This window comes from Cutibacterium nasicola, assembly GCF_051303185.1.
Lineage (GTDB): Bacteria > Actinomycetota > Actinomycetes > Propionibacteriales > Propionibacteriaceae > Cutibacterium.
This window is the reverse complement of record NZ_JBPPGE010000001.1, coordinates 513,298-531,171: the sequence shown is the minus strand read 5'-3', so window position 1 is coordinate 531,171 and position 17,874 is coordinate 513,298. Positions and strand designations below refer to the sequence as shown.

Sequence of the window (17,874 nt, the reverse complement as noted above, 5' to 3'; positions counted from 1 at the left end):
ATGCCACGCCTTCAAATCGCTCTTGACACATTCGACCTGCCATCGGCAATCGCCCCGTTGGCTAAGGTCTCTGATGACGTCGACATCATTGAGTGCGGCACTATCCTGGTTCTCGCCGAGGGCATGGGCGTGGTGCGCGCCATTCGGGCGGCCTACCCCGACAAGACCATTCTCGCCGATGTCCGCATCGCCGAGGCTGGGGCCAAGATCGCCCGGATGTGTTTCAAAGCCGGAGCTGATCTCGTCTCCTGTGTCGCCGGGGCATCTCTGACCACCATCGACCAGGTGTGCAAGGTGGCAGAGGAGTTCGGTGGCGAAGTTCAGGTCGAGCTCGCCGACGAGTGGTACGACGCTGATCGTGCCCGCCGCTGGCGTGAGCTGGGCGTTGAGCATGTCATCGTCAAGCGTTCCCGCGACCGTGAGGCCGCCGGAGACCTCTCCTGGAAGCCAGAGGATCTCGGACGGGTCGACGAACTCGCTGAGATGGGATTCACGGTCACCGTCACTGGAGGCATCACTCCCAAGGACCTCCCGGTTTTTGCTAGCCATCCGGTCGGCATTGTGATCGCTGGTCGTTCAATCGTCGACGTCCACGACCCAAAGGCTGCGGCACAGCAGCTACGCTCCACCCTGGACGAGGTGTGGCCGAAATGATTGAGCCCCTGTCAGACGGAGTGACCCTCGGCATCTACGAGAAGGCCCTCGTTGGCAACCCGCTTGAGACTGCCGACGACTGGCGTCGCTTCCTTATCCAGGTGCCTGAGTCCGGCTTCAGTTTCGTCGACCTATCGATCGATGAAACCGAAGAACGAACCGCACGGCTTGAATGGGATCAGAACCAGCGTCGTATGGTGCGCCACTGCATCGAGGAAACAGGGACTACGATCGGTGGTATCTGCTTGTCAGTGCACAGGCGCATTGGTCCCGGTAGCGCCGACCCCACGGTGCGTCAACGCGCCCGCGAAGTGATGGCCGAAGGGTTGCAGCTGTGCCACGATCTCGGAGTGCCTGTGCTTCAGGTGGCGGGATACTACTGCTACTACGAGCAGATGAACGATCAGTCTGAGCAGTGGTACACCGATCTTCTGCTCGACGCCGTCCCAATGGCTGCACGGCTGGGGGTCGTGATGGGTATCGAAAACGTTGACGGCACCGACGTCACCTCGATCCGCAAGGCCATGGAGTTCGTCAAGCTCGCCGACTCACCGTGCCTGCAGGTGTACCCCGACCTCGGCAACATTGCTGAGCAACAGCTCGACGCTGCCACCGAACTCGGGGCTGGACGCGGCCATATGGTCGCGATCCACGTCAAGGATGTCCGGCCTGGCGAGCCTCGACGGGTACCGATGGGGGAGGGGACCGTTGACTGGGACGATGCCTTCGCCATCCTTGCCAAGCAGGGCTGGCGCGGCCGAATGATGATCGAGATGTGGAACGACGATGCCCCCGATTCCAACGATCGCAGTGCGTCGGCGCGTGAGTTCATCGAGGAACATCTTCGAATCGCTGGAATCCCGGTTTGTCGTACCCTGGCCTGATTCGGGACCGGTCGCACCGGCTTGAATCCTGGGTTGACTGACCCCAACCCCAAGAAATTTCTAAACCGCTGTTCAAAGGAGAACGTTCGATGCTCGAAAAGCTCAAGAAAGACGTTTGCGAGGGCAACCTAGAATTGCCCCGACATGGCCTGGTGACTTGGACCTCAGGCAATTTATCTGCGCGAGACCCCGAGACTGGCCTGGTGGTCATCAAGCCCTCCGGAATGCTGTACGACGACATGATGCCTGACGACATGGTCGTCGTCGACCTCGACGGAAAAGTCGTCGACGGACATCGCGGGCCATCTTCGGACACCGCTTCGCACCTGTACGTCTACCGTCGCCATGACGATGTCCGCAGCATCATTCACACTCACTCCACCTTCGCTACCGCCTGGGCGGCCACAGGCCAGGACATACCCTGCGCTATGACCGCCGTCGCCGACGAGTTCGGTGGGCGGGTCCCGTGTGGAGATTACGCTCAGATCGGCACTGAGCAGATAGGTGAGCAAATTGTACGGTTCATCGACGAATCCCCAGCCGTGCTACTCAAGAAACACGGTGTTTTTACCGTCGGCACTTCCATTGAGAAGGCTGTCAAGGCGGCCGTTATGGTCGAGGACGTAGCCCGGACCTTGACTTTTGCCAAGCTCATCGGCGAGATCTCCCCACTCCCACAGTCGGAGATTGACTCCAACCATGACCGGTACACCAATCGCTACGGCACCGCAGCTGCGTCCCAGGGAGTGACGGCATGACTTACGACATCTCGACTATTGGTGAAGGGCAGATCCGACTCACCTGCTACAAGGGAGAACGGCTGGTCAATGCCCAGCAGCTACGCGCCACCGCTGCCTGCTCCGAAGCCAACGTTGCAGGCTTGCTGTCCCAGCTCGGCCGCGACGCCTGCTGGACATCTGTTATGCCAAAGGGCGATCTGACTGACCGGGTTGTCAACGAGTTTCGCAGTGTTGGTGTCGATGTCTCCCACATCTGCATCAAGCCCGAGGGACGCGTCGCACTGTACTTCATGGAGCCCGGTGAATATCCGATGCCAGCGCGTGTACTCTACGACCGCGAGCACACTCCGTTTCGTGACGTCCGTGTCGAGGATCTCGAGTGGGATGCCATGCTCGACACGAAACTGGTTTTCGTGACTGGCATTACGGCTGCTCTGACCGAGAATACAGCTGCTGTCGTGAGCCATTTCGTCGAGGAAGCCCATTGCCGTGGAATAGCCGTCGCACTTGACGTCAATTATCGTTCCCTGCTGTGGGAGTCGAGGCGGGCCCGAGAGGTGCTCGAGCCCATTGCTCACATATCGGATATCGTCTTTTGCTCAGTGCGTGATGGCAGGGCGGTATTCGGAATTGAATCCGACGGGGAACAGGCATGCCACGATCTGCGCGAATTGTTCGGAGCTCCGACGGTTGTGTCGACTGACCAGATCAGCGGTGTCTATCTATCCGACGACGAGCGCGGTGACCACACCTTCCCAGTGGTTCAGGTGCCTGTCGTCGACCGTCCAGGTGCAGGAGACTCCTTTGTTGCAGGAACATTGCACGGGTATCTTGCAGGTGATGTGGTCCAGGGAATCTATTACGGGCAGCGGACATCTGCTTACGCCCTGACTCATTACGGTGATTTGACTCGTGTGAGCCCCAGTGAGCTCAATATTCCTTCGAACACAGACATCCTGCGTTGACAATAATCGTGGCGCAGACAGGAGATACACCTACATGTCCACTTCTACAGCATCCAAGCAATCAGCCTTAGATCTTATAGACTCGCGTCCCTTGACGCGCAATCAGAAGAATCTTGTCGCCCTTGCTATCGTCGGAAATATTTCCGAGTTCTTCGATATCTTTCTTATTGGTTTTGTCGTATCCGTCCTCACTAAGCCATGGGATTTGACCGGCACTGAGGCGGGCGTCATCCTCGCTTGTTCTGGCCTGGGTACGGTCATCGGTGCTATCATGTGGGGACGCCTCGCGGACAAAATTGGACGCCGTTCATCGTTTTTTTGGTGCGTCCTCATGTTTGTTGCATTCACCGTCATATCAGTGTTCACTCCAGATCGCGGCTGGGTTATGCTCGCCATATTGCGTATCGGCGTGGGGATAGGTGTTGGCGGTCTCAATATCACGTCGATTCCGTATGTTCAGGAGTTTGTGCCAGCTAAACAGCGTGGCCTTCTTGCTGGATTGGCGTCGGTGTTCATCCCGCTAGGTCTTTTTCTGGGGTCACTTGCGCAAAATGCCTTGGGAGATAATTGGCGTGCTCTCATCGCGCTAGGTGCCATTCCCGTCTTCCTGCTTGTGTGGATTCGCCTTGTTCCCGAGTCGCCAAGATTTTTGCAGAGTCATGGGCGAGAAAAGGAAGCTCGTGAGGCTCTGGCATGGGCGCTGGAGATACCGGCTGACGACATTGGAGATCTGCCGTCCGTAGAGCACGTCCAAGACGCTTCGTACTCACTTGTCTTCGGCAAGTATCGTAAGAGCCTCCTCATTGTCAGTTTGGGATCCTTCTGCTTCATTCTGGGGTCATTCACGATTCAGTCGTGGGGTCAGACCCTCCTCAAGACTGGGTTTGGCAAGTCTGCAGAGCAAGTTGGGACCCTGTTTATGTTCGTCTCTTTGGCTGATCTCATCGGGCGCTTTCTTTCAGCATGGCTGGCCGACCGCATCGGTCGGAGGATCACGATGCTGTCATTCGGTCTCATCGGTGCCACTGGAACTCTGATCGTCGCGCTTTCGGCTCATTTGGATTGGGGTTGGCAGGTCTTCTTCGCCGGCGTACTTATTGCAATGGCCTTCGGTGACGGAGCTTTCGGCATTCTGAATGCCTTTGGCGCCGAGCAATTTCCCAACGAAGCACGCTCCACCGGTCTGGGACTCGGTTACGGCATCGGTGCGACTGCCAAAATCATCGGACCAGCGCTTATGGGGCTGATGGTGGGCGGATCTGCGGTCAAACAGAATGTCACCTTGGATGCGGTCTTCCCGGCGTTCATCTTGTTCACTGTGCTGCTCGTTATCGGCGGTCTGACATATACGTTCGCCCGCGAAACTCGAGGCACCTCACTCGACACAATTTGACCAATCAGACGATCCTGACGTCGAGGGCCTGTACCTGACCCAATGGGTTAACTGACGCTGTGACCTGCCGGGTAGCCAGGGGGCCCTCGACCCGCCAGATCGAACGATTCGGGGTGACCTCGACGATGCTGACAGCGGCGTCGGATGACTCCCCAGTGGCCTTGACGGCCTCCGCGAACGCTTCCTTACGTTGATCCAGCGGCAGATCCATCGCCACAGTTGGACTCCATTCATGATCAACGATGGGTTGCGACCATTCGCGAATGACGCGCTCAACATGGGACAGTCGGTCCCGCACCAGCGGGCTCATCGGCGAGGGATGGACGGCGTCACAGGCCTTACGATCCTTGGCCTGTGAGGGCAGCAGCAGATCGGCAGCCCCAGGAGCGACGGTCTCCAAGGCGTGCGCCGCCACGCGGATGGCCGGGTGATATGTCTGGTTGGCAAGCACGACGACGCCGACCCCGGACCGCGGATGCCACATCATCGTCGATCCATAACCGGGATATCCGCCACAGTGATAGACGACATGTTCCTGTCCCGTGACAGCGACGTGAAGGCCATATCCGTATCCTTCGGTGACTGGGCCGTAGCTCGTGAAATACCGCTGGATCTGCTGCATGTCACGCAAGACCCGATCCCAGCCGTCGTCACCCGACCAGGCAGTGATGAAGCGACTGACCCAGACACCAACATCTTTGGCTGAACAGATGAGGCCGCCAATGGGGGAGAAGGTTCCGGGCCCGAGCAACGGCTGGATGCTGCCATCTCTGCCGAGACCCGGGGCGAGCTTTTCCTCGGGCACCTGCGCGACGTCGAGGTAAGACTGCGTCATTCCTACCCGGTCGAGCAAGGCAGTCGTGACCACGTCGAGGAAAGACCGCCCGGTGGCCTGTTCGACGATGTGTCCGAGGATGGCATAATCGAGGTTTGAGTACGCATAACCCGTACCCGGGGCAAAAGTCGTGAGCAACGGCTCGCCCAACAGAGCCTCGAACTCGTCTCGGGGCATGGCCTGCTGACGGTCTGCCCAAGGATCATCGGGTGGCAAGCCGGTCGACATCGTCAAGGCGTCACGGATCGTCGCGTCCGCCACTGGCGGCTGAAGCCGTGGGATCCACGTTTTCAGCGTGTCGTCAAGACTGGGCCGTCGAGAAGCCACGTCAATGAGCCCGTGACAGATCCCGAGGACGCTGGCAGCGGTAAACGATTTCGACATCGACGCAATGCTGTAGACGTGATCGTCAGTGTCGTTACATCGCACCTCACTGTCGTCAACGGCTGCCCAGGACAACAAGGTTCCACTATCGGCAGCTTCTGACGACGCAGCATCGAGAACGTCAACGACAGGGTCAAGATGGGAAGTCATGGCGGCATTGTGTCACTTGAGACTTCGTCGGGAGGCCGGCTTCTTGTATTACTGGACAAGGCCGTTTCCGGTCTCGGCTTCGGATCACGCGGAGGCACGAGTACTGGGCGCGTCGGACACCTTGACCCCTGGCGCAAGGCGATACGGGAGCGGATTCTGTGGATCTCGGCCCGTACCGAAGTGTCTGCGTCATCCCTTCCGTGGATGGTCACCCCGAGGAAGAGGCAACCACCTACCGTCCACCGGCTCCAACCGGGTCGCTCCTTGCCCACTGACGACCATACCGCGGGCCGGGGCCTCAGGTACTGGTAGACGGTCTGCGACCGTGACACCAGAACTGTCAGCCACCCGCCCCCACCGGTCGACGAGCACCCACGGCCCTCGAATCCGTAATCGGTTGGTGGTGTGATGCAACTTTTCCAATCTGCGTAGATGTGCGGCTCGTAAGGCGAACTCGGCCTGCCGGGCCAAGGACGAGGCCAGTGCCACCGCAGTGGGACAAGCACTGTCTGCGGTGAAGGACAAGTCAATGGCTCTGACGATGCGTGAGGTGCGGGGATCCAACACCGGGGATGCCGCGCAGCTCCATTGGTGCTGACGCAGGCGATAGTGCTCAGCGGCATGGATGTGGACTGGAGCCCCGATCTCGAGGGTGGTGCCGATGCCGTTGGTGTCGACGTCGCGTTCTCCCCACACTCGTCCTGGGACGAAACCAATGTCGTCAGCCTGGCCGACGTCACCACCGCGATCTGCAACGCAGGCGGCACCGTTTTCGAGCCGAAGTCGGTACGCACATCCGGATTCGTCGTCAGGTCCACCCTTGACGATTCCACCGTCGAAGCCACCCCGGTGGCCCGACGCATCGCCGAACAGCTCGGCGTCAACCTGCACGACCGCCGTCCCAGCGGAAGCCGGGGCCGGGTCTGTCGGGCTGACGTCGAGGAGGCCGCTCAACGGCTGTCGCTCCTTGAGGAGCAGGTGGCCACCGGGACCCCGCAGGCCGAGGCCCAGCCCAGCAACGAACCCACCGAGAGTCTCCTGTCCGGGATGCGCTCGATCATTGCTCGTCGCCTCCAGGGATCGGTGCGTGAGGCCCCGCACTTCCGAGTCAACCAGGACGTCGTCCTCGACGACGTCCTGGTCCTGCGCAAGCAGATCAATGACTCGGTCCCAGGCGTCCACGTCTCGGTCAACGACTTCATCGTCAAGGCCGCAGCCGTGGCGCTGACGCGGATGCCCGAGGTCAACGTGCAGTTCGACGGGCAGACCGTCCGCAGCTTCCCACACGCTCAGCCCCGACGAGTTCCAGGGTGGCACTTTCACGGTGTCCAACCTGGGCATGTATGGCATCACCTCCTTCGACGCGATCATCAACCCACCGCAGGTCGCGATCTTGTCGCTGGGGGACGGTGAGGAGTGCCCGGTCGTCGTGGACGGCGAGGTGCAGGTCAAGACCGTCGTCACCTTGACGATGGCCTCCGATCACCGCATCGTCGACGGGGCCAAGGCCGCTCAGTTCATCTCGGTGGCTCGGGAGATCCTGGAGTCCCCGGCCCAGATGCTGGTCTGAGGTGGTTACCATGACGAGCAGCAATGCCACGGAACGCCACGACGTCATCGTAATCGGGGCCGGCCCTGGGGGATATGTTGCGGCGATCCGGGCCGCCCAGCTGGGCCTGGACACCGCCATCGTCGAGGGGGGAACTGGGTGGCGCCTGCACCAACCGTGGCTGTATTCCCACCAAGGCCATGCTCCATGGCGCAGACCTCGCCCATGCTGTCCGACAGGCCGACAGCCTAGGGATCAAAGCCGAGCTCACGGGGATCGATCTCGACGCCCTCGTCGGTCACGCCGACTCGGTCATCGGCCAGTTGCGCGCCGGAATCGGCGGGTTGCTCAAGGCCAATGGCGTCGAGATCATCACCGGCACTGCGGCCATTCCCGCCAAGGGGGCGGTCGAGGTCAACGGCGAGGACGGCACTCGCACCCTGCGCGGAGACCACATCATCCTCGCCACCGGTGCCCGACCGAAGTCGATTCCCGGGGTGACACCTGACGACGACCGGATCTGGACCTCGACCGAGGCCCTGCATCCCTCATCCCTGCCGGACTCCCTGCTCGTCATCGGGTCGGGAGCAATTGACGTTGAGTTCGCGAGCCTGTACTGCGATCTTGGGGTCGAGGTGACGGTGCTCGAAGTCTTGCCACGGATACTCCCGACTGAGGATCCCGAGGTCTGCGCATTCATGGAGCATCACTTTGGTGCCCGGGGTATCCGTGTGCACACGGATGTGTCGGACGTTGCGACGGCCCATGGGGTGACGACGTTTACCACCAAGGAGGGAACTGAGGAATCAGTGACGACAGACGTGGTACTGGTCGCCACGGGAGTCGCCCCGAACACCGAGGGGCTGGGCCTGGATGGGCTGTGTGTCGAACGTGACCGGCGCGGATTCATCGTCGCCGACGAGTGGAGCCGTACCACGGTTGCCGGCCTCTATGTAGTGGGTGACGTGACAGGCGGTCCATGTCTTGCCCACAAAGCCAGCCATGAAGCGGTGGTGTGCGTCGAGCATCTGGCCGGGGTTTCGTCGGCTCATCCCCTGCGACGCGACCGGGTTCCCGGGTGCATTTACACCCGACCTCAGGTGGCGTCGGGCGGAGTGTCCGAGGAAGAGGCAAAGAAGAGTGGAGCCAACATTGTGGTGGGGCGATTTTCCTTGTCAGGTAACGGTAAAGCTCTTGCGCCGGGGGAGGCTGACGGTTTCGTCAAGACCATCTTCGACATCGATACCGGTGAGTTGCTGGGGGCGCACATGGTCGGTCCTGACGGCACCGAGATGATCCAGGGTTTCACCGTTGCCCAGGCTTTCGAGGCCACGCCGGAGACGCTGGTTGAGGCGATCGTCGCGCACCCGACGGTATCTGAAGCGATGCACGAGTCGGTGCTTGCGGCTCTGGGGCGTTCCATTTGGCCACCTGGCCACTGACATGTTGGTGTGGCCAAGTGTCCGCTCGGCGTTAAAGTGGACCACAACAACGCGGGAGCCCACCACAAGGGCTGAGAGGGTGCCGAGATGGTGCCGACCGCCTGAACCTGTCCGGGTAATGCCGGCGAAGGGAGTGGTTGACATGACTGAGTTGTCGAATTTGGTGTCGGAGTCCGTGGAGCGGCTGCGTCGGGACAAGCCGCTGGTGCAGTGCTTGACCAACATCGTGGTTGCCAATTTCACCGCGAATGTGTTGTTGGCTGCGGGGGCGGTTCCTGCCATGGTCGACAACCCTGAGGAATCTGAGAGATTCGCCTCGGTGGCTGACGGCGTGCTCGTCAATACTGGTACTCCGTACCGGGAGACCGCCGAGGCCATGGTTGCTGCCGTGCGGGGCGCAGCAGGTGGTGACACACCCTGGGTGCTCGACCCAGTGGGAGTCGGGATGCCATGGCGTACCCAAGTCGCCCTGGACGCTTTGTGCGTCGGCGCTCCAGCCGTCATCAGGGCGAACGCCTCCGAGGTGTTGACACTGGCCGGAACAGGAGCGTCTGCTCGAGGGCCGGAGGCCGGAGATGCCGTCGAGGACGCATTGGGATCCGCAGCTGATCTCGTGCGCACATACGGCACTGTGGTCGCCATCAGTGGCCCCGTCGATCACATCATGGACGTGCACCGGCACGTAACCGTGTCATCGGGGCATGAATGGATGGCGCGAGTGACCGGCGTCGGATGCTCGCTGGGGGCTCTCACGGCGGCCTTTGCAGGCGTCCAGAATGATCATCTCATTGCCGCTGCATCCGCAACCGCCATGGTGTGTGTGGCTGCCGAACGAGCGGCGGATCACAGTGTGGGTCCGGGTGGATTCGCTCAGGCTCTCATCGACGAACTGTTCCTGGTCTCACCCGATGAAGTTGGCGCGCAGGGAGGGCTTCGCGATGTCACGTCCTGACTTCGACCTGTCGGTGTACCTCGTCACAGACACCGCCCAATGCGGTGGTCCAGACGCGGTCGTCGAGACCGTGCGGCGCGCTGTCGCCGGTGGAGTGACTCTGGTTCAGTTTCGCGACCACGATATGCCCGACGACGAATTCGTCGTCGTAGGAAGACGGGTGCGGAATGTGTGCAGCGGCGTACCCCTCATCATTGACGACCGGGTGCATCTGGTCGCCGACATCGGGGCGGACGGCGTCCATGTCGGGCAGTCCGACATGCCGGTAGCCCAGGCTCGAGAGATTCTCGGGGACGATCTGCTGATCGGCTTGTCCGCGCAGATCCCTGCTCACGTGGAGGCTGCGCTGTCTCATGGCCGTGACGTTGTCGACTACTTGGGCGTCGGGGCCTTGCACAGCACGGGAACCAAACCTGAGGCAGGGGAGCTCCGCCTGGCTGCGATACGCGCTGTCGTCGACGTCAGTCCGTGGCCGGTATGCGTCATCGGGGGAGTCACTGTCTGTGATGCTCAGGACGTAGCCCGGATGGGCTGTGACGGCCTCAGCGTGGTCTCGGCAATTTGTCGAAGCGCCGATCCCGAGTCCAGCGCTCGGGAGCTCGCACAGGCGTGGCGCCGAGCGAACGGGCGGTGACCTCAAGGCATGCACAACCGCCCAGCCTTGCTGACAGCTTGTTCAGATGAGCAGCCCCGGTGCGCAGGATCCATCATCAGACACGAGGCACCCTAAGATGATGAGCATGAGCACTTTTGACGCCACCCGTCGCGCCTCCAAAATTTCCGTTGTTGGTGCTGGTTCGGTCGGTTCTTCACTGGCCTACGCTTGCCTCATTCGTGGATCAGCTGACCTCGTTGCCCTCTATGACATCGCCAAGGACAAGGTCGAGGCTGAGGTAGCAGATCTCGCCCACGGCACCCAGTTCACTCCTGCGTCGGTCATGGGTGGCGCTGACGTTCACGACACTGCCGACTCTGACGTCGTCTTCATCACGGCCGGGGCCAGGCAAAAGCCAGGCCAGACTCGTCTGGACCTCGCTGGCGTCAACGCCAATATCTTGCGCTCTCTCATGCCGCAACTGGTTGAACAGTCCCCGAATGCCCTTTTCGTGCTGGTGACCAATCCGTGCGACGTGCTCACCGTCGTCGCCCAGGAAGCCACTGGGCTGCCTGCCAACCGTGTCTTTTCCACCGGAACCATGCTCGACACTTCGCGGCTGCGTTGGCTCATTCGCCAATGGGCCAACGTGGAACAGCGTCACGTCCACGCAACTATCGTGGGTGAGCACGGCGATTCGGAGTTTCCGCTGTGGTCAACAGCCAATATTTCCGGTGTACCGATCCGCGACTGGACCGTCGACGGCGAGTGGGTGTTCACCGAGGAGGTGCTGGCTGACCTGGCTCATGAGGCGGCTTTCGCGGCCTACAAGATTATTGAGGGTAAGGGCGCGACGAACTATGCCATCGGTTTGACAGGCGCCCGTCTGGCCGAGGCGCTGCTGCGCCCAGGCCGCTCCGTCCTGCCGTTGTCGAGCGTGGTGACCGACGTGCACGGAATTTCAGGAGTCGCACTGTCGATGCCCTGCCTCGTCTCTCGCGACGGCATCGAAGGGGTTGTTCCGGTCCTCATGGATACCGAGGAGATCGCGTCTCTCAAGACTTCAGCGGAACGGTTGCGTGACACTTTGTCATCCATCGCGTGAAGTGATGACCATTTGTGCTGCTGACCGCATAAGCTAAGGGATATGTCAGTTCCTTTTCAGTATGCGCACGATGACGACGGAGATCTGCTCAGGATTACGGCTCGTGGCCAGGAGGTGTTGACGAACCCCCTGACCAACCAGGGCACTGCGTTCACGATTGAGCAGCGAAAGGCCCTTGGTCTCACCGGTTTGCTCCCGTCGGGAGTCATGACGATTACTGATCAGCTCAAGCGGGTGTACGCACAGTACTCGGCGCAGCCTGATGACTTGGCGAAGTACCTATACCTCAACCACATGCATGATCGCAATGAGGTGCTGTACTTCCGTCTCTTGGCCGAGCACATTGAGGAGATGCTTCCCATCGTCTACACCCCGACGATCGGTAAGGCGATTGAGGAGTACAGCCACTGGTACGACCGTCCGCGTGGCATCTACCTGTCCATTGACGATCCGGACGGCATGGAGCAGGCCTTGGCGCAGTTGGGCCACGGCCCCGACGATGTCGACCTCATCGTGGCCACCGATGCGGAGGGCATCCTGGGCATCGGCGACCAGGGTGTTGGTGGCGTCGCGATCACGGTGGGGAAACTGGCCGTTTACACGGCTGCCGCAGGAATTCACCCTCACCGTGTGCTTCCAGTCATCCTCGATGTCGGTACCGACAACATGGAACGTCTCAACGACGATGGCTACCTCGGGGTGCGTCACCCCCGTGTGCGTGGCGAGAGATACGACGAGTTCATCCAGCAATACGTCGAGACCGCTCACCGAATGTTCCCCCATGCCCTTCTGCACTGGGAAGACTTTGCGGCCGGTAACGCCACGCGGATTCTCAACAAATACCGCGATGATTACTGCACCTTCAACGACGACATCCAAGGTACCGCGGCCGTCGTCGTCGCAGCGGTTCTGAGCGCCGTCAAGTCCTCGGGTATTCCGTTGAGCAAGCACCGGATCGTCATTCACGGCGCAGGCTCGGCTGGGACCGGAATTGCCAATCTGCTGGTGCAGCTCATGGTGAGCCAGGGGGTTGATGAGAAGACGGCCCGCTCCCACTTCTGGGGGCTCGGTTCACGAGGCTTGTTGCGCGACGGTTTGCGGCTGCGTGACTTCCAGCAGCCCTTCGCTCGCAGCAAGGAAGAGCTAGAAGGTTGGGCCCTCGATAGTCCAGACCAGTACACCCTCGGCGACGTGGTTCGAAACGTTCACCCGACCATCCTCATCGGCTGTTCTGCTCAGACTGGAGCCTTCACCGAGGAAATCGTGACGACGATGGCTGCCCACTGTGATCGCCCAGTGATCATGCCGTTGTCCAACCCGACTCGTAAAGCTGAGGCGTTGCCCTCCGACATCCTCAAGTGGACTGACGGACGTGCCCTGGTTGCCACAGGGTCTCCGTTCAAGCCGGTCATGGTGAATGGCGTGACCTATCAGATTGCGCAAGCCAACAACGCTCTGGTCTTCCCAGGCATTGGTTTGGGAACCATCGCTGTTCGGGCCTCCCGGGTGACCAGTGGCATGATTGCCGCTGCTGCTCAGGCGGTGGCGCTGCACGCCGACAGTCGCTTTGTCGGGGCCTCACTCCTACCGTCAATCAAGAGCCTGAGATCACTGTCGGCGTCGGTGGGCATTGCTGTGGCCCAGCAGGCGATGGAGGAAGGTGTGGCGGCCGAGTCCACCGACAATCCAGTCGAGAAGGTGTTTTCGGCGATGTGGCAGCCACGTTACCCGCGCATTGCGGTTGCCTGAGAAACGCTGAAGCCGGGCTCACGCCTCTTCGTGCGAGGCGTGAGCTACGCCTTGATCGTTAACGCCGAGATGGGCGAGGACATCCCCGACGCGTGAGTGAGCATGACGGTGGCATCGGTGCGCGGGCAGTCGATGGTGACTGTGCCGCGAACCTTGTGGCCCTGGGACACGATGGTGCCAAGAGACCCTGTCGGTGACTGGCTCTCCTGATGAATGTTGGTCGATTCGTTTTCCATGATGAAAAAGCTGTAATCGGCCAGTGAGCCTTTGGTGACCTCAATGGTGACCGTGAGGGTGACAGTGCCGGGCCCCCATGTCACATTGTCGATCGACCACCGTCCCTCGGTGTCGTCATCCTTCGAAGAAAAGGGTGACGACGACGCGACGGCTGTAGCCGATGCCGGGACACGCGGTGGGGTTACGGACGCGGACGTCGCAGTAGCCGATGGTGTCGGCGTGACGGGGCTCGTCGCCTCAGTCGTGACTCGGCGGGCGACGAGCACCAGTGCGACGACGACGGCCGCCACGATGATGACGCCGATCCAACCGCCGTGACGCTGTGGCGGCTGGTACTGGCTGATGTCAGGCGGTTGACTCATGGTGGCTCTACTGTACGTTGTCGCTGACTGATGATGTTGTCCACAGTATGCTCTCGAGATGAGACCATGCCGGTGGGAGTTGTCCACAGATTCGACATTGCTTGGCAGATGTGGGCAGGGTGAGACGACAACTGGGGGTATGACATCACTACATTCCTCCAATACAGATGCCCGTGACCCGCTGACCGTCAGGACCGTCGAACAAGCGGCGACCTTGGCGCCCTACCTTTTGGGGTTTCAACCTACTGAGAGTTTGCTTCTTATCGTCGCTGACGATGGCGCCGCATGTCAGGGCTTTGTCGCTCGAGCTGATCTGGACGGTCTGGAGGCCGGTACAGCTGTGGATGCGTTCGCCTCACGGGTCGTTCCCCTCGCAGGGCAAGGCCGAACGGTGGTCCTGGCATTCAGTACTCATCAAGATCGCGCCATGGCCACGCTGACATCGGCTGTTCAAGCGATGAAAGGCATGAACATTGCTGACGCCGCATGGACCGATGGCGAGCATTGGCGCAGTATCTTTTGCGCCGAGCAGGGCTGTGGCGAGAACCACCGTTTTGTTCCTGATCCAGCCATTGCAGCCGAAGCGGTCTATCGCGGTCTGAGCGCGCTTCCCAGTCGCACTACTCTGGTCGACGCCCTCTCGGGCCCCGGGCGGACATGCGATCCAGATACTCGCAGACTTCTCACGAACGCTCGGCGGCGGCTTGCCTGCAAGGATGATGAGGCCGTGTCAGCCAGGTGTCAGGCCATTGTCGCTTCTGAGCATGAGCGCAGCGATGTCGTTGTGACAGAGTTGGCGGTCGCCGCCCAGCGCCCCGCCATAGCGCGCACGCTGTGGATGTCGGTGACACGAGACGATGCGTCGCGGTGGCTGTCGATATGGAGCCGAGCAGTCGAGATCATCCCAGACCGGATGGCGCCAGCTCCGCTGTCGCTGTGCGGGCTGGCGGGATGGTTGAGTGGTGACGGGGCAGTCGCAGCCGTGTGCGCCCGTCGGTGTGGATCCATGGCGGGAACAGCCGACCTGCCGTCTGCGCTGGCAGTCATCGTCGATGCCTTCATTCCGCCCACACTGTGGGACGTCATGGATCATGACCCGACTGTGATTGCCCACCGGCTTCTGGAAGGACCCTATGGCGAAGAGCTGAACCTGTCGGCATAGCGCTACACGTGGGCACCGACGAGACGACGGCAGCATGTCACGGTACGGTGTACTCGTCGGGCGTGTTCGCGCGGTGCGCCTCGGAGCCCACGACATCAGCTGTGCTCTTGCTCAACGAATGCTCACAAGGCATGACAGAGAACCCTGACGGTAGGTGTGGGGCGCTTTCGCTAAACTCTGGCCCATATGTGTCGCGGGTCGGTGAGACCCGTAGTAGATCCGAGAGGTGTGACGTGAGCGACCAGGTGCGCGAGACGACGGGCTACGACGCAGCCGCAGCCCAGGAGAAGTGGTCCAAGTACTGGGAGGAGAACCGCACCTTCGCAGCCCTTGACGACGGCTCCAAGGAACGTCGTTACGTGCTCGACATGTTTGCCTACCCCTCCGGTGACCTCCACATGGGTCATGCCGAGGCGTTCGCCATTGGCGACGTGCTGGCGCGCTATTGGCGGCTGCGCGGGTTCGACGTCCTGCACCCGGTCGGCTGGGACTCCTTCGGTCTGCCAGCTGAGAACGCCGCCATCAAGCACGGCACCCACCCCGCTGAGTGGACCTACAGCAACATTGACACCCAGGCGGCCTCCTTCAAGCGTTATGCCGTCTCCTTCGACTGGTCGATGAGACTGCACACCTCCGACGAGGAGTACTATCGCTGGACTCAGTGGCTGTTCAACCGCTTCTTCGAAAAGGGACTGGCCTACCGCAAGGACTCCTGGGCCAACTGGTGCCCCAACGACCAGACCGTGCTCGCCAACGAGCAGGTCAAGGACGGTTGCTGCGAGCGCTGCGGCGCCGTCGTCACCAAACGTCAGCTCAACCAGTGGTACTTCCGTATCACTGACTACGCCCAGCGTCTGCTCGATGACATGGTACAGATCGAGGACAAGTGGCCCGATCGTGTGCTGTCGATGCAGCGCAACTGGATCGGACGTTCCGAGGGCGCCTACGTCGACTTCATCATTGACGGTCGCGAGGAGCCGGTGCGAGTGTTCACCACCCGTCCTGACACCCTCTACGGAGCGACCTTCATGGTCGTCGCCCCGGACTCCGCTCTGGCCCAGGAGATCGTCTCCAACCAGGCCCGTCCTGACTTCGAGGCCTACCTCGACGAGGTCAAGAAGAAGTCCGAGATCGAGCGTCAGTCCACCGAGCACGAGAAGACCGGTGTGCCTCTCGGGGTCGAGGCCACCAACCCCGTCAACGGGGCCAAGGTCCCGGTGTGGGCCGGCGACTATGTGCTGGCTGACTACGGCACCGGTGCCGTCATGGCCGTGCCTGCCCACGACCAGCGTGACCTCGATTTTGCCCGCAAGTACGGCATTGACGTCATCCCGGTCATCGACACCGGCGAGGCCGATCCTCGCGAATCCGGCACCGCCACCACCGGTGACGGCGCCTACCAGAACTCCGGATTCCTTGACGGCGTCACCACCAAGGCCGAGGCCATCGAGAAGATGTGTGATTTCCTTGATGACAAGGGCATTGGTGAGCCGACGATCACCTACCGCCTGCGCGACTGGCTGTTGAGCCGTCAGCGTTTCTGGGGATGCCCCATTCCGATCATCCACTGCGGCACCTGCGGGGACGTCCCGGTCCCTGATGACCAACTGCCGGTCAAGCTGCCGGATCTGCGCGGTGACGAGTTGGCCCCCAAGGGCAAGTCCCCGCTCGCCGGGCAGGAGGCTCGCGAGTGGCGCGAGGTGCCCTGCCCCACGTGTGGCGAGGCCGCCCAGCGTGACACCGACACCATGGATACCTTCGTGGACTCGTCCTGGTACTTCATGCGTTACTGCTCCCCGCACTTCGACCAAGGCCCGTTCGACACCGACGCCGTGCGACGCTGGATGCCGGTGGCCCAGTACATCGGCGGCGTCGAGCACGCCACCATGCACCTGCTGTACTCGCGGTTCTTCACCAAGGTGTTGCATGATCTTGGCATGGTTGACTTCACCGAGCCCTTCCAGCGGCTCATGAACCAGGGCCAGGTCATCAACGAGGGCCGGGCGATGTCGAAGTCGCTGGGTAACGGTGTCGACCTCGGCAGGCAGATCGACCAGTTCGGTGTCGACGCGGTGCGCACCACCGTCATCTTCGCCGGCCCGCCGGACGAGGACATCGACTGGGCCGACGTCTCCCCGGCCTCGACCCTGAAGTTCCTGCAGCGTGCCTGGCGCGTTGCCTCCGAGGTCACCAGCGACCCCGACGTCGACCTGGGTAAGGGCAACGGCGACCTTCGCCGCGTGACTCACCGCAGTATCGCCGACATCACCGAGCTGCTCGACGGTGGCCGGTACAACGTCGTCGTGGCGCGCATCATGGAGCTCGTCAACGCCACCCGCAAGGCGATCGACTCCGGTTGCGGCTCGGCTGACCCCGCGGTGCGTGAGGCTGTCACCTTCACCGCCCAGGCGCTCTCCCTGGTGGCCCCGTATCTGGCTGAGGAGATGTGGGAGATGCTCGGCCTCGAGCCGTCCGTCGCCAACTCCCAGTGGCCGACTCCTGACGAGAAGCTGCTCGTTGCCGAGGAGGTGACCATGGTCGTCCAGGTGACGGGCAAGGTCCGCGCCAAGATCCAGGTGAGCCCTGACATCACCGAGGCCGCGGCCCGCGAGCTGGCACTGGCTGACCCCAACGTCCAGCGGTTCACCGAGGGCAAGGAGATCGTCAAGGTCATTGCCCGGTTGCCGAAGATGATCTCCATCGTCGCGAAGTGACC

At 61.4% G+C, this 17,874-nt stretch carries 17 protein-coding genes, 2 pseudogenes and 1 riboswitch; of the genes and pseudogenes, 16 read left to right on the top strand and 3 right to left on the bottom strand.

All coding sequences use genetic code 11. The features are described 5' to 3' along the window. The 5 genes from ACSJJT_RS02495 to ACSJJT_RS02475 all read left to right on the top strand — a co-directional run bounded on the left by ACSJJT_RS02495 (position 1) and on the right by ACSJJT_RS02475 (position 4,636). Positions 1 to 654 carry a 3-keto-L-gulonate-6-phosphate decarboxylase UlaD gene (locus tag ACSJJT_RS02495; RefSeq protein ID WP_435916774.1) on the top strand — a complete coding sequence of 218 codons (654 nt, stop codon included), beginning with the start codon at positions 1 to 3 and terminating at the stop codon, positions 652 to 654. Then, complete coding sequence (locus tag ACSJJT_RS02490) at positions 651 to 1,538, top strand: L-ribulose-5-phosphate 3-epimerase (protein WP_435916773.1); 888 nt, start codon at positions 651 to 653, stop codon at positions 1,536 to 1,538. The genes ACSJJT_RS02495 and ACSJJT_RS02490 overlap by 4 nt, the downstream gene beginning before the upstream one ends. 89 nt (positions 1,539 to 1,627) lie before the next feature. After that, entirely contained in the window at positions 1,628 to 2,296 is a 669-nt protein-coding gene (locus ACSJJT_RS02485; protein ID WP_435916772.1) for an L-ribulose-5-phosphate 4-epimerase, read from the top strand. Next, the gene (locus tag ACSJJT_RS02480) at positions 2,293 to 3,243 is read left to right on the top strand and encodes a sugar kinase (RefSeq protein WP_435916771.1); all 951 of its coding nucleotides are present in this window, start codon (positions 2,293 to 2,295) and stop codon (positions 3,241 to 3,243) included. Before ACSJJT_RS02485 ends, ACSJJT_RS02480 begins: the two co-directional genes overlap by 4 nt. A 34-nt stretch (positions 3,244 to 3,277) precedes the next feature. Next, the gene (locus ACSJJT_RS02475; protein ID WP_435916770.1) at positions 3,278 to 4,636 is read left to right on the top strand and encodes an MFS transporter; all 1,359 of its coding nucleotides are present in this window, start codon (positions 3,278 to 3,280) and stop codon (positions 4,634 to 4,636) included. 4 nt (positions 4,637 to 4,640) lie between these two features. On the opposite strand, the gene ACSJJT_RS02470 is transcribed toward ACSJJT_RS02475, so the two are convergent. Both ACSJJT_RS02470 and ACSJJT_RS02465 read right to left on the bottom strand, forming a co-directional pair. Continuing rightward, positions 4,641 to 6,005: a serine hydrolase domain-containing protein gene (locus tag ACSJJT_RS02470; protein ID WP_435916769.1), complete on the bottom strand. Its 1,365-nt coding sequence runs from the start codon at positions 6,003 to 6,005 to the stop codon at positions 4,641 to 4,643. Between the two features lie 189 nt (positions 6,006 to 6,194). Continuing rightward, complete coding sequence (locus ACSJJT_RS02465; protein WP_435916768.1) at positions 6,195 to 6,701, bottom strand: hypothetical protein; 507 nt, start codon at positions 6,699 to 6,701, stop codon at positions 6,195 to 6,197. Between ACSJJT_RS02465 and ACSJJT_RS02460 the strand changes: the two genes are divergently transcribed. The 8 genes and pseudogenes from ACSJJT_RS02460 (at position 6,627) to ACSJJT_RS02425 (ending at position 13,397) form a co-directional block, all read left to right on the top strand. Next, positions 6,627 to 7,418: a 2-oxo acid dehydrogenase subunit E2 gene (locus tag ACSJJT_RS02460; RefSeq protein WP_435916767.1), complete on the top strand. Its 792-nt coding sequence runs from the start codon at positions 6,627 to 6,629 to the stop codon at positions 7,416 to 7,418. The two genes, ACSJJT_RS02465 and ACSJJT_RS02460, sit on opposite strands and share 75 nt — an antisense overlap. Continuing rightward, positions 7,330 to 7,575, top strand: coding sequence for a 2-oxo acid dehydrogenase subunit E2 (locus ACSJJT_RS02455; RefSeq protein WP_435916766.1), 246 nt, complete (start codon positions 7,330 to 7,332; stop codon positions 7,573 to 7,575). The genes ACSJJT_RS02460 and ACSJJT_RS02455 overlap by 89 nt, the downstream gene beginning before the upstream one ends. A 10-nt stretch (positions 7,576 to 7,585) precedes the next feature. Beyond that, positions 7,586 to 7,714, top strand: a pseudogene (locus tag ACSJJT_RS02450) (FAD-dependent oxidoreductase); the annotation flags it as partial. After that, the gene (gene lpdA, locus ACSJJT_RS02445) at positions 7,653 to 8,996 is read left to right on the top strand and encodes a dihydrolipoyl dehydrogenase (protein ID WP_435917041.1); all 1,344 of its coding nucleotides are present in this window, start codon (positions 7,653 to 7,655) and stop codon (positions 8,994 to 8,996) included. The pseudogene ACSJJT_RS02450 and the gene lpdA, both read left to right, overlap by 62 nt. A gap of 41 nt (positions 8,997 to 9,037) precedes the next feature. Further along, a riboswitch (TPP riboswitch) is annotated at positions 9,038 to 9,146 on the top strand. Further along, a complete protein-coding gene (gene thiM / locus ACSJJT_RS02440; protein WP_435916765.1) occupies positions 9,115 to 9,948 on the top strand; it encodes a hydroxyethylthiazole kinase in 834 nt (277 codons plus the stop codon). It overlaps the preceding riboswitch by 32 nt. Further along, on the top strand, positions 9,935 to 10,582 hold the full coding sequence (gene thiE, locus ACSJJT_RS02435; RefSeq protein ID WP_435916764.1) for a thiamine phosphate synthase: 648 nt from the start codon (positions 9,935 to 9,937) through the stop codon (positions 10,580 to 10,582). The genes thiM and thiE overlap by 14 nt, the downstream gene beginning before the upstream one ends. A 97-nt stretch (positions 10,583 to 10,679) precedes the next feature. Further along, positions 10,680 to 11,648: an L-lactate dehydrogenase gene (locus ACSJJT_RS02430; protein WP_435916763.1), complete on the top strand. Its 969-nt coding sequence runs from the start codon at positions 10,680 to 10,682 to the stop codon at positions 11,646 to 11,648. Between the two features lie 42 nt (positions 11,649 to 11,690). Then, positions 11,691 to 13,397, top strand: a complete 1,707-nt coding sequence (locus ACSJJT_RS02425; RefSeq protein ID WP_435916762.1) for an NAD-dependent malic enzyme — start codon at positions 11,691 to 11,693, stop codon at positions 13,395 to 13,397. A 44-nt stretch (positions 13,398 to 13,441) separates the two neighbouring features. Here ACSJJT_RS02425 and ACSJJT_RS02420 read toward each other — a convergent pair whose 3' ends face one another. Next, positions 13,442 to 13,633 carry a hypothetical protein gene (locus ACSJJT_RS02420; protein ID WP_435916761.1) on the bottom strand — a complete coding sequence of 64 codons (192 nt, stop codon included), beginning with the start codon at positions 13,631 to 13,633 and terminating at the stop codon, positions 13,442 to 13,444. A gap of 43 nt (positions 13,634 to 13,676) precedes the next feature. Here ACSJJT_RS02420 and ACSJJT_RS02415 point away from each other — a divergent pair. The 3 genes and pseudogenes from ACSJJT_RS02415 (at position 13,677) to leuS (ending at position 17,872) form a co-directional block, all read left to right on the top strand. Next, positions 13,677 to 13,991, top strand: a pseudogene (locus tag ACSJJT_RS02415) (hypothetical protein). Between the two features lie 144 nt (positions 13,992 to 14,135). Then, entirely contained in the window at positions 14,136 to 15,158 is a 1,023-nt protein-coding gene (locus ACSJJT_RS02410) for a DUF4192 domain-containing protein (RefSeq protein WP_435916760.1), read from the top strand. Positions 15,159 to 15,391: 233 nt separating this feature from the next. After that, positions 15,392 to 17,872, top strand: a complete 2,481-nt coding sequence (gene leuS / locus ACSJJT_RS02405) for a leucine--tRNA ligase (protein WP_435916759.1) — start codon at positions 15,392 to 15,394, stop codon at positions 17,870 to 17,872. Positions 17,873 to 17,874: the final 2 nt, after the last annotated feature.

Coding starts and splice junctions, on each gene's coding strand:
- ACSJJT_RS02495 (WP_435916774.1), top strand. CDS start 1: ATGCCACGCCTTCAAATCGCTCTTGACACATTCGACCTGCCATCGGCA.
- ACSJJT_RS02490 (WP_435916773.1), top strand. CDS start 651: ATGATTGAGCCCCTGTCAGACGGAGTGACCCTCGGCATCTACGAGAAG.
- ACSJJT_RS02485 (WP_435916772.1), top strand. CDS start 1,628: ATGCTCGAAAAGCTCAAGAAAGACGTTTGCGAGGGCAACCTAGAATTG.
- ACSJJT_RS02480 (WP_435916771.1), top strand. CDS start 2,293: ATGACTTACGACATCTCGACTATTGGTGAAGGGCAGATCCGACTCACC.
- ACSJJT_RS02475 (WP_435916770.1), top strand. CDS start 3,278: ATGTCCACTTCTACAGCATCCAAGCAATCAGCCTTAGATCTTATAGAC.
- ACSJJT_RS02470 (WP_435916769.1), bottom strand. CDS start 6,005: ATGACTTCCCATCTTGACCCTGTCGTTGACGTTCTCGATGCTGCGTCG.
- ACSJJT_RS02460 (WP_435916767.1), top strand. CDS start 6,627: ATGGATGTGGACTGGAGCCCCGATCTCGAGGGTGGTGCCGATGCCGTT.
- thiM (WP_435916765.1), top strand. CDS start 9,115: ATGCCGGCGAAGGGAGTGGTTGACATGACTGAGTTGTCGAATTTGGTG.
- thiE (WP_435916764.1), top strand. CDS start 9,935: ATGTCACGTCCTGACTTCGACCTGTCGGTGTACCTCGTCACAGACACC.
- ACSJJT_RS02430 (WP_435916763.1), top strand. CDS start 10,680: ATGATGAGCATGAGCACTTTTGACGCCACCCGTCGCGCCTCCAAAATT.
- ACSJJT_RS02425 (WP_435916762.1), top strand. CDS start 11,691: ATGTCAGTTCCTTTTCAGTATGCGCACGATGACGACGGAGATCTGCTC.
- ACSJJT_RS02420 (WP_435916761.1), bottom strand. CDS start 13,633: ATGGAAAACGAATCGACCAACATTCATCAGGAGAGCCAGTCACCGACA.
- ACSJJT_RS02410 (WP_435916760.1), top strand. CDS start 14,136: ATGACATCACTACATTCCTCCAATACAGATGCCCGTGACCCGCTGACC.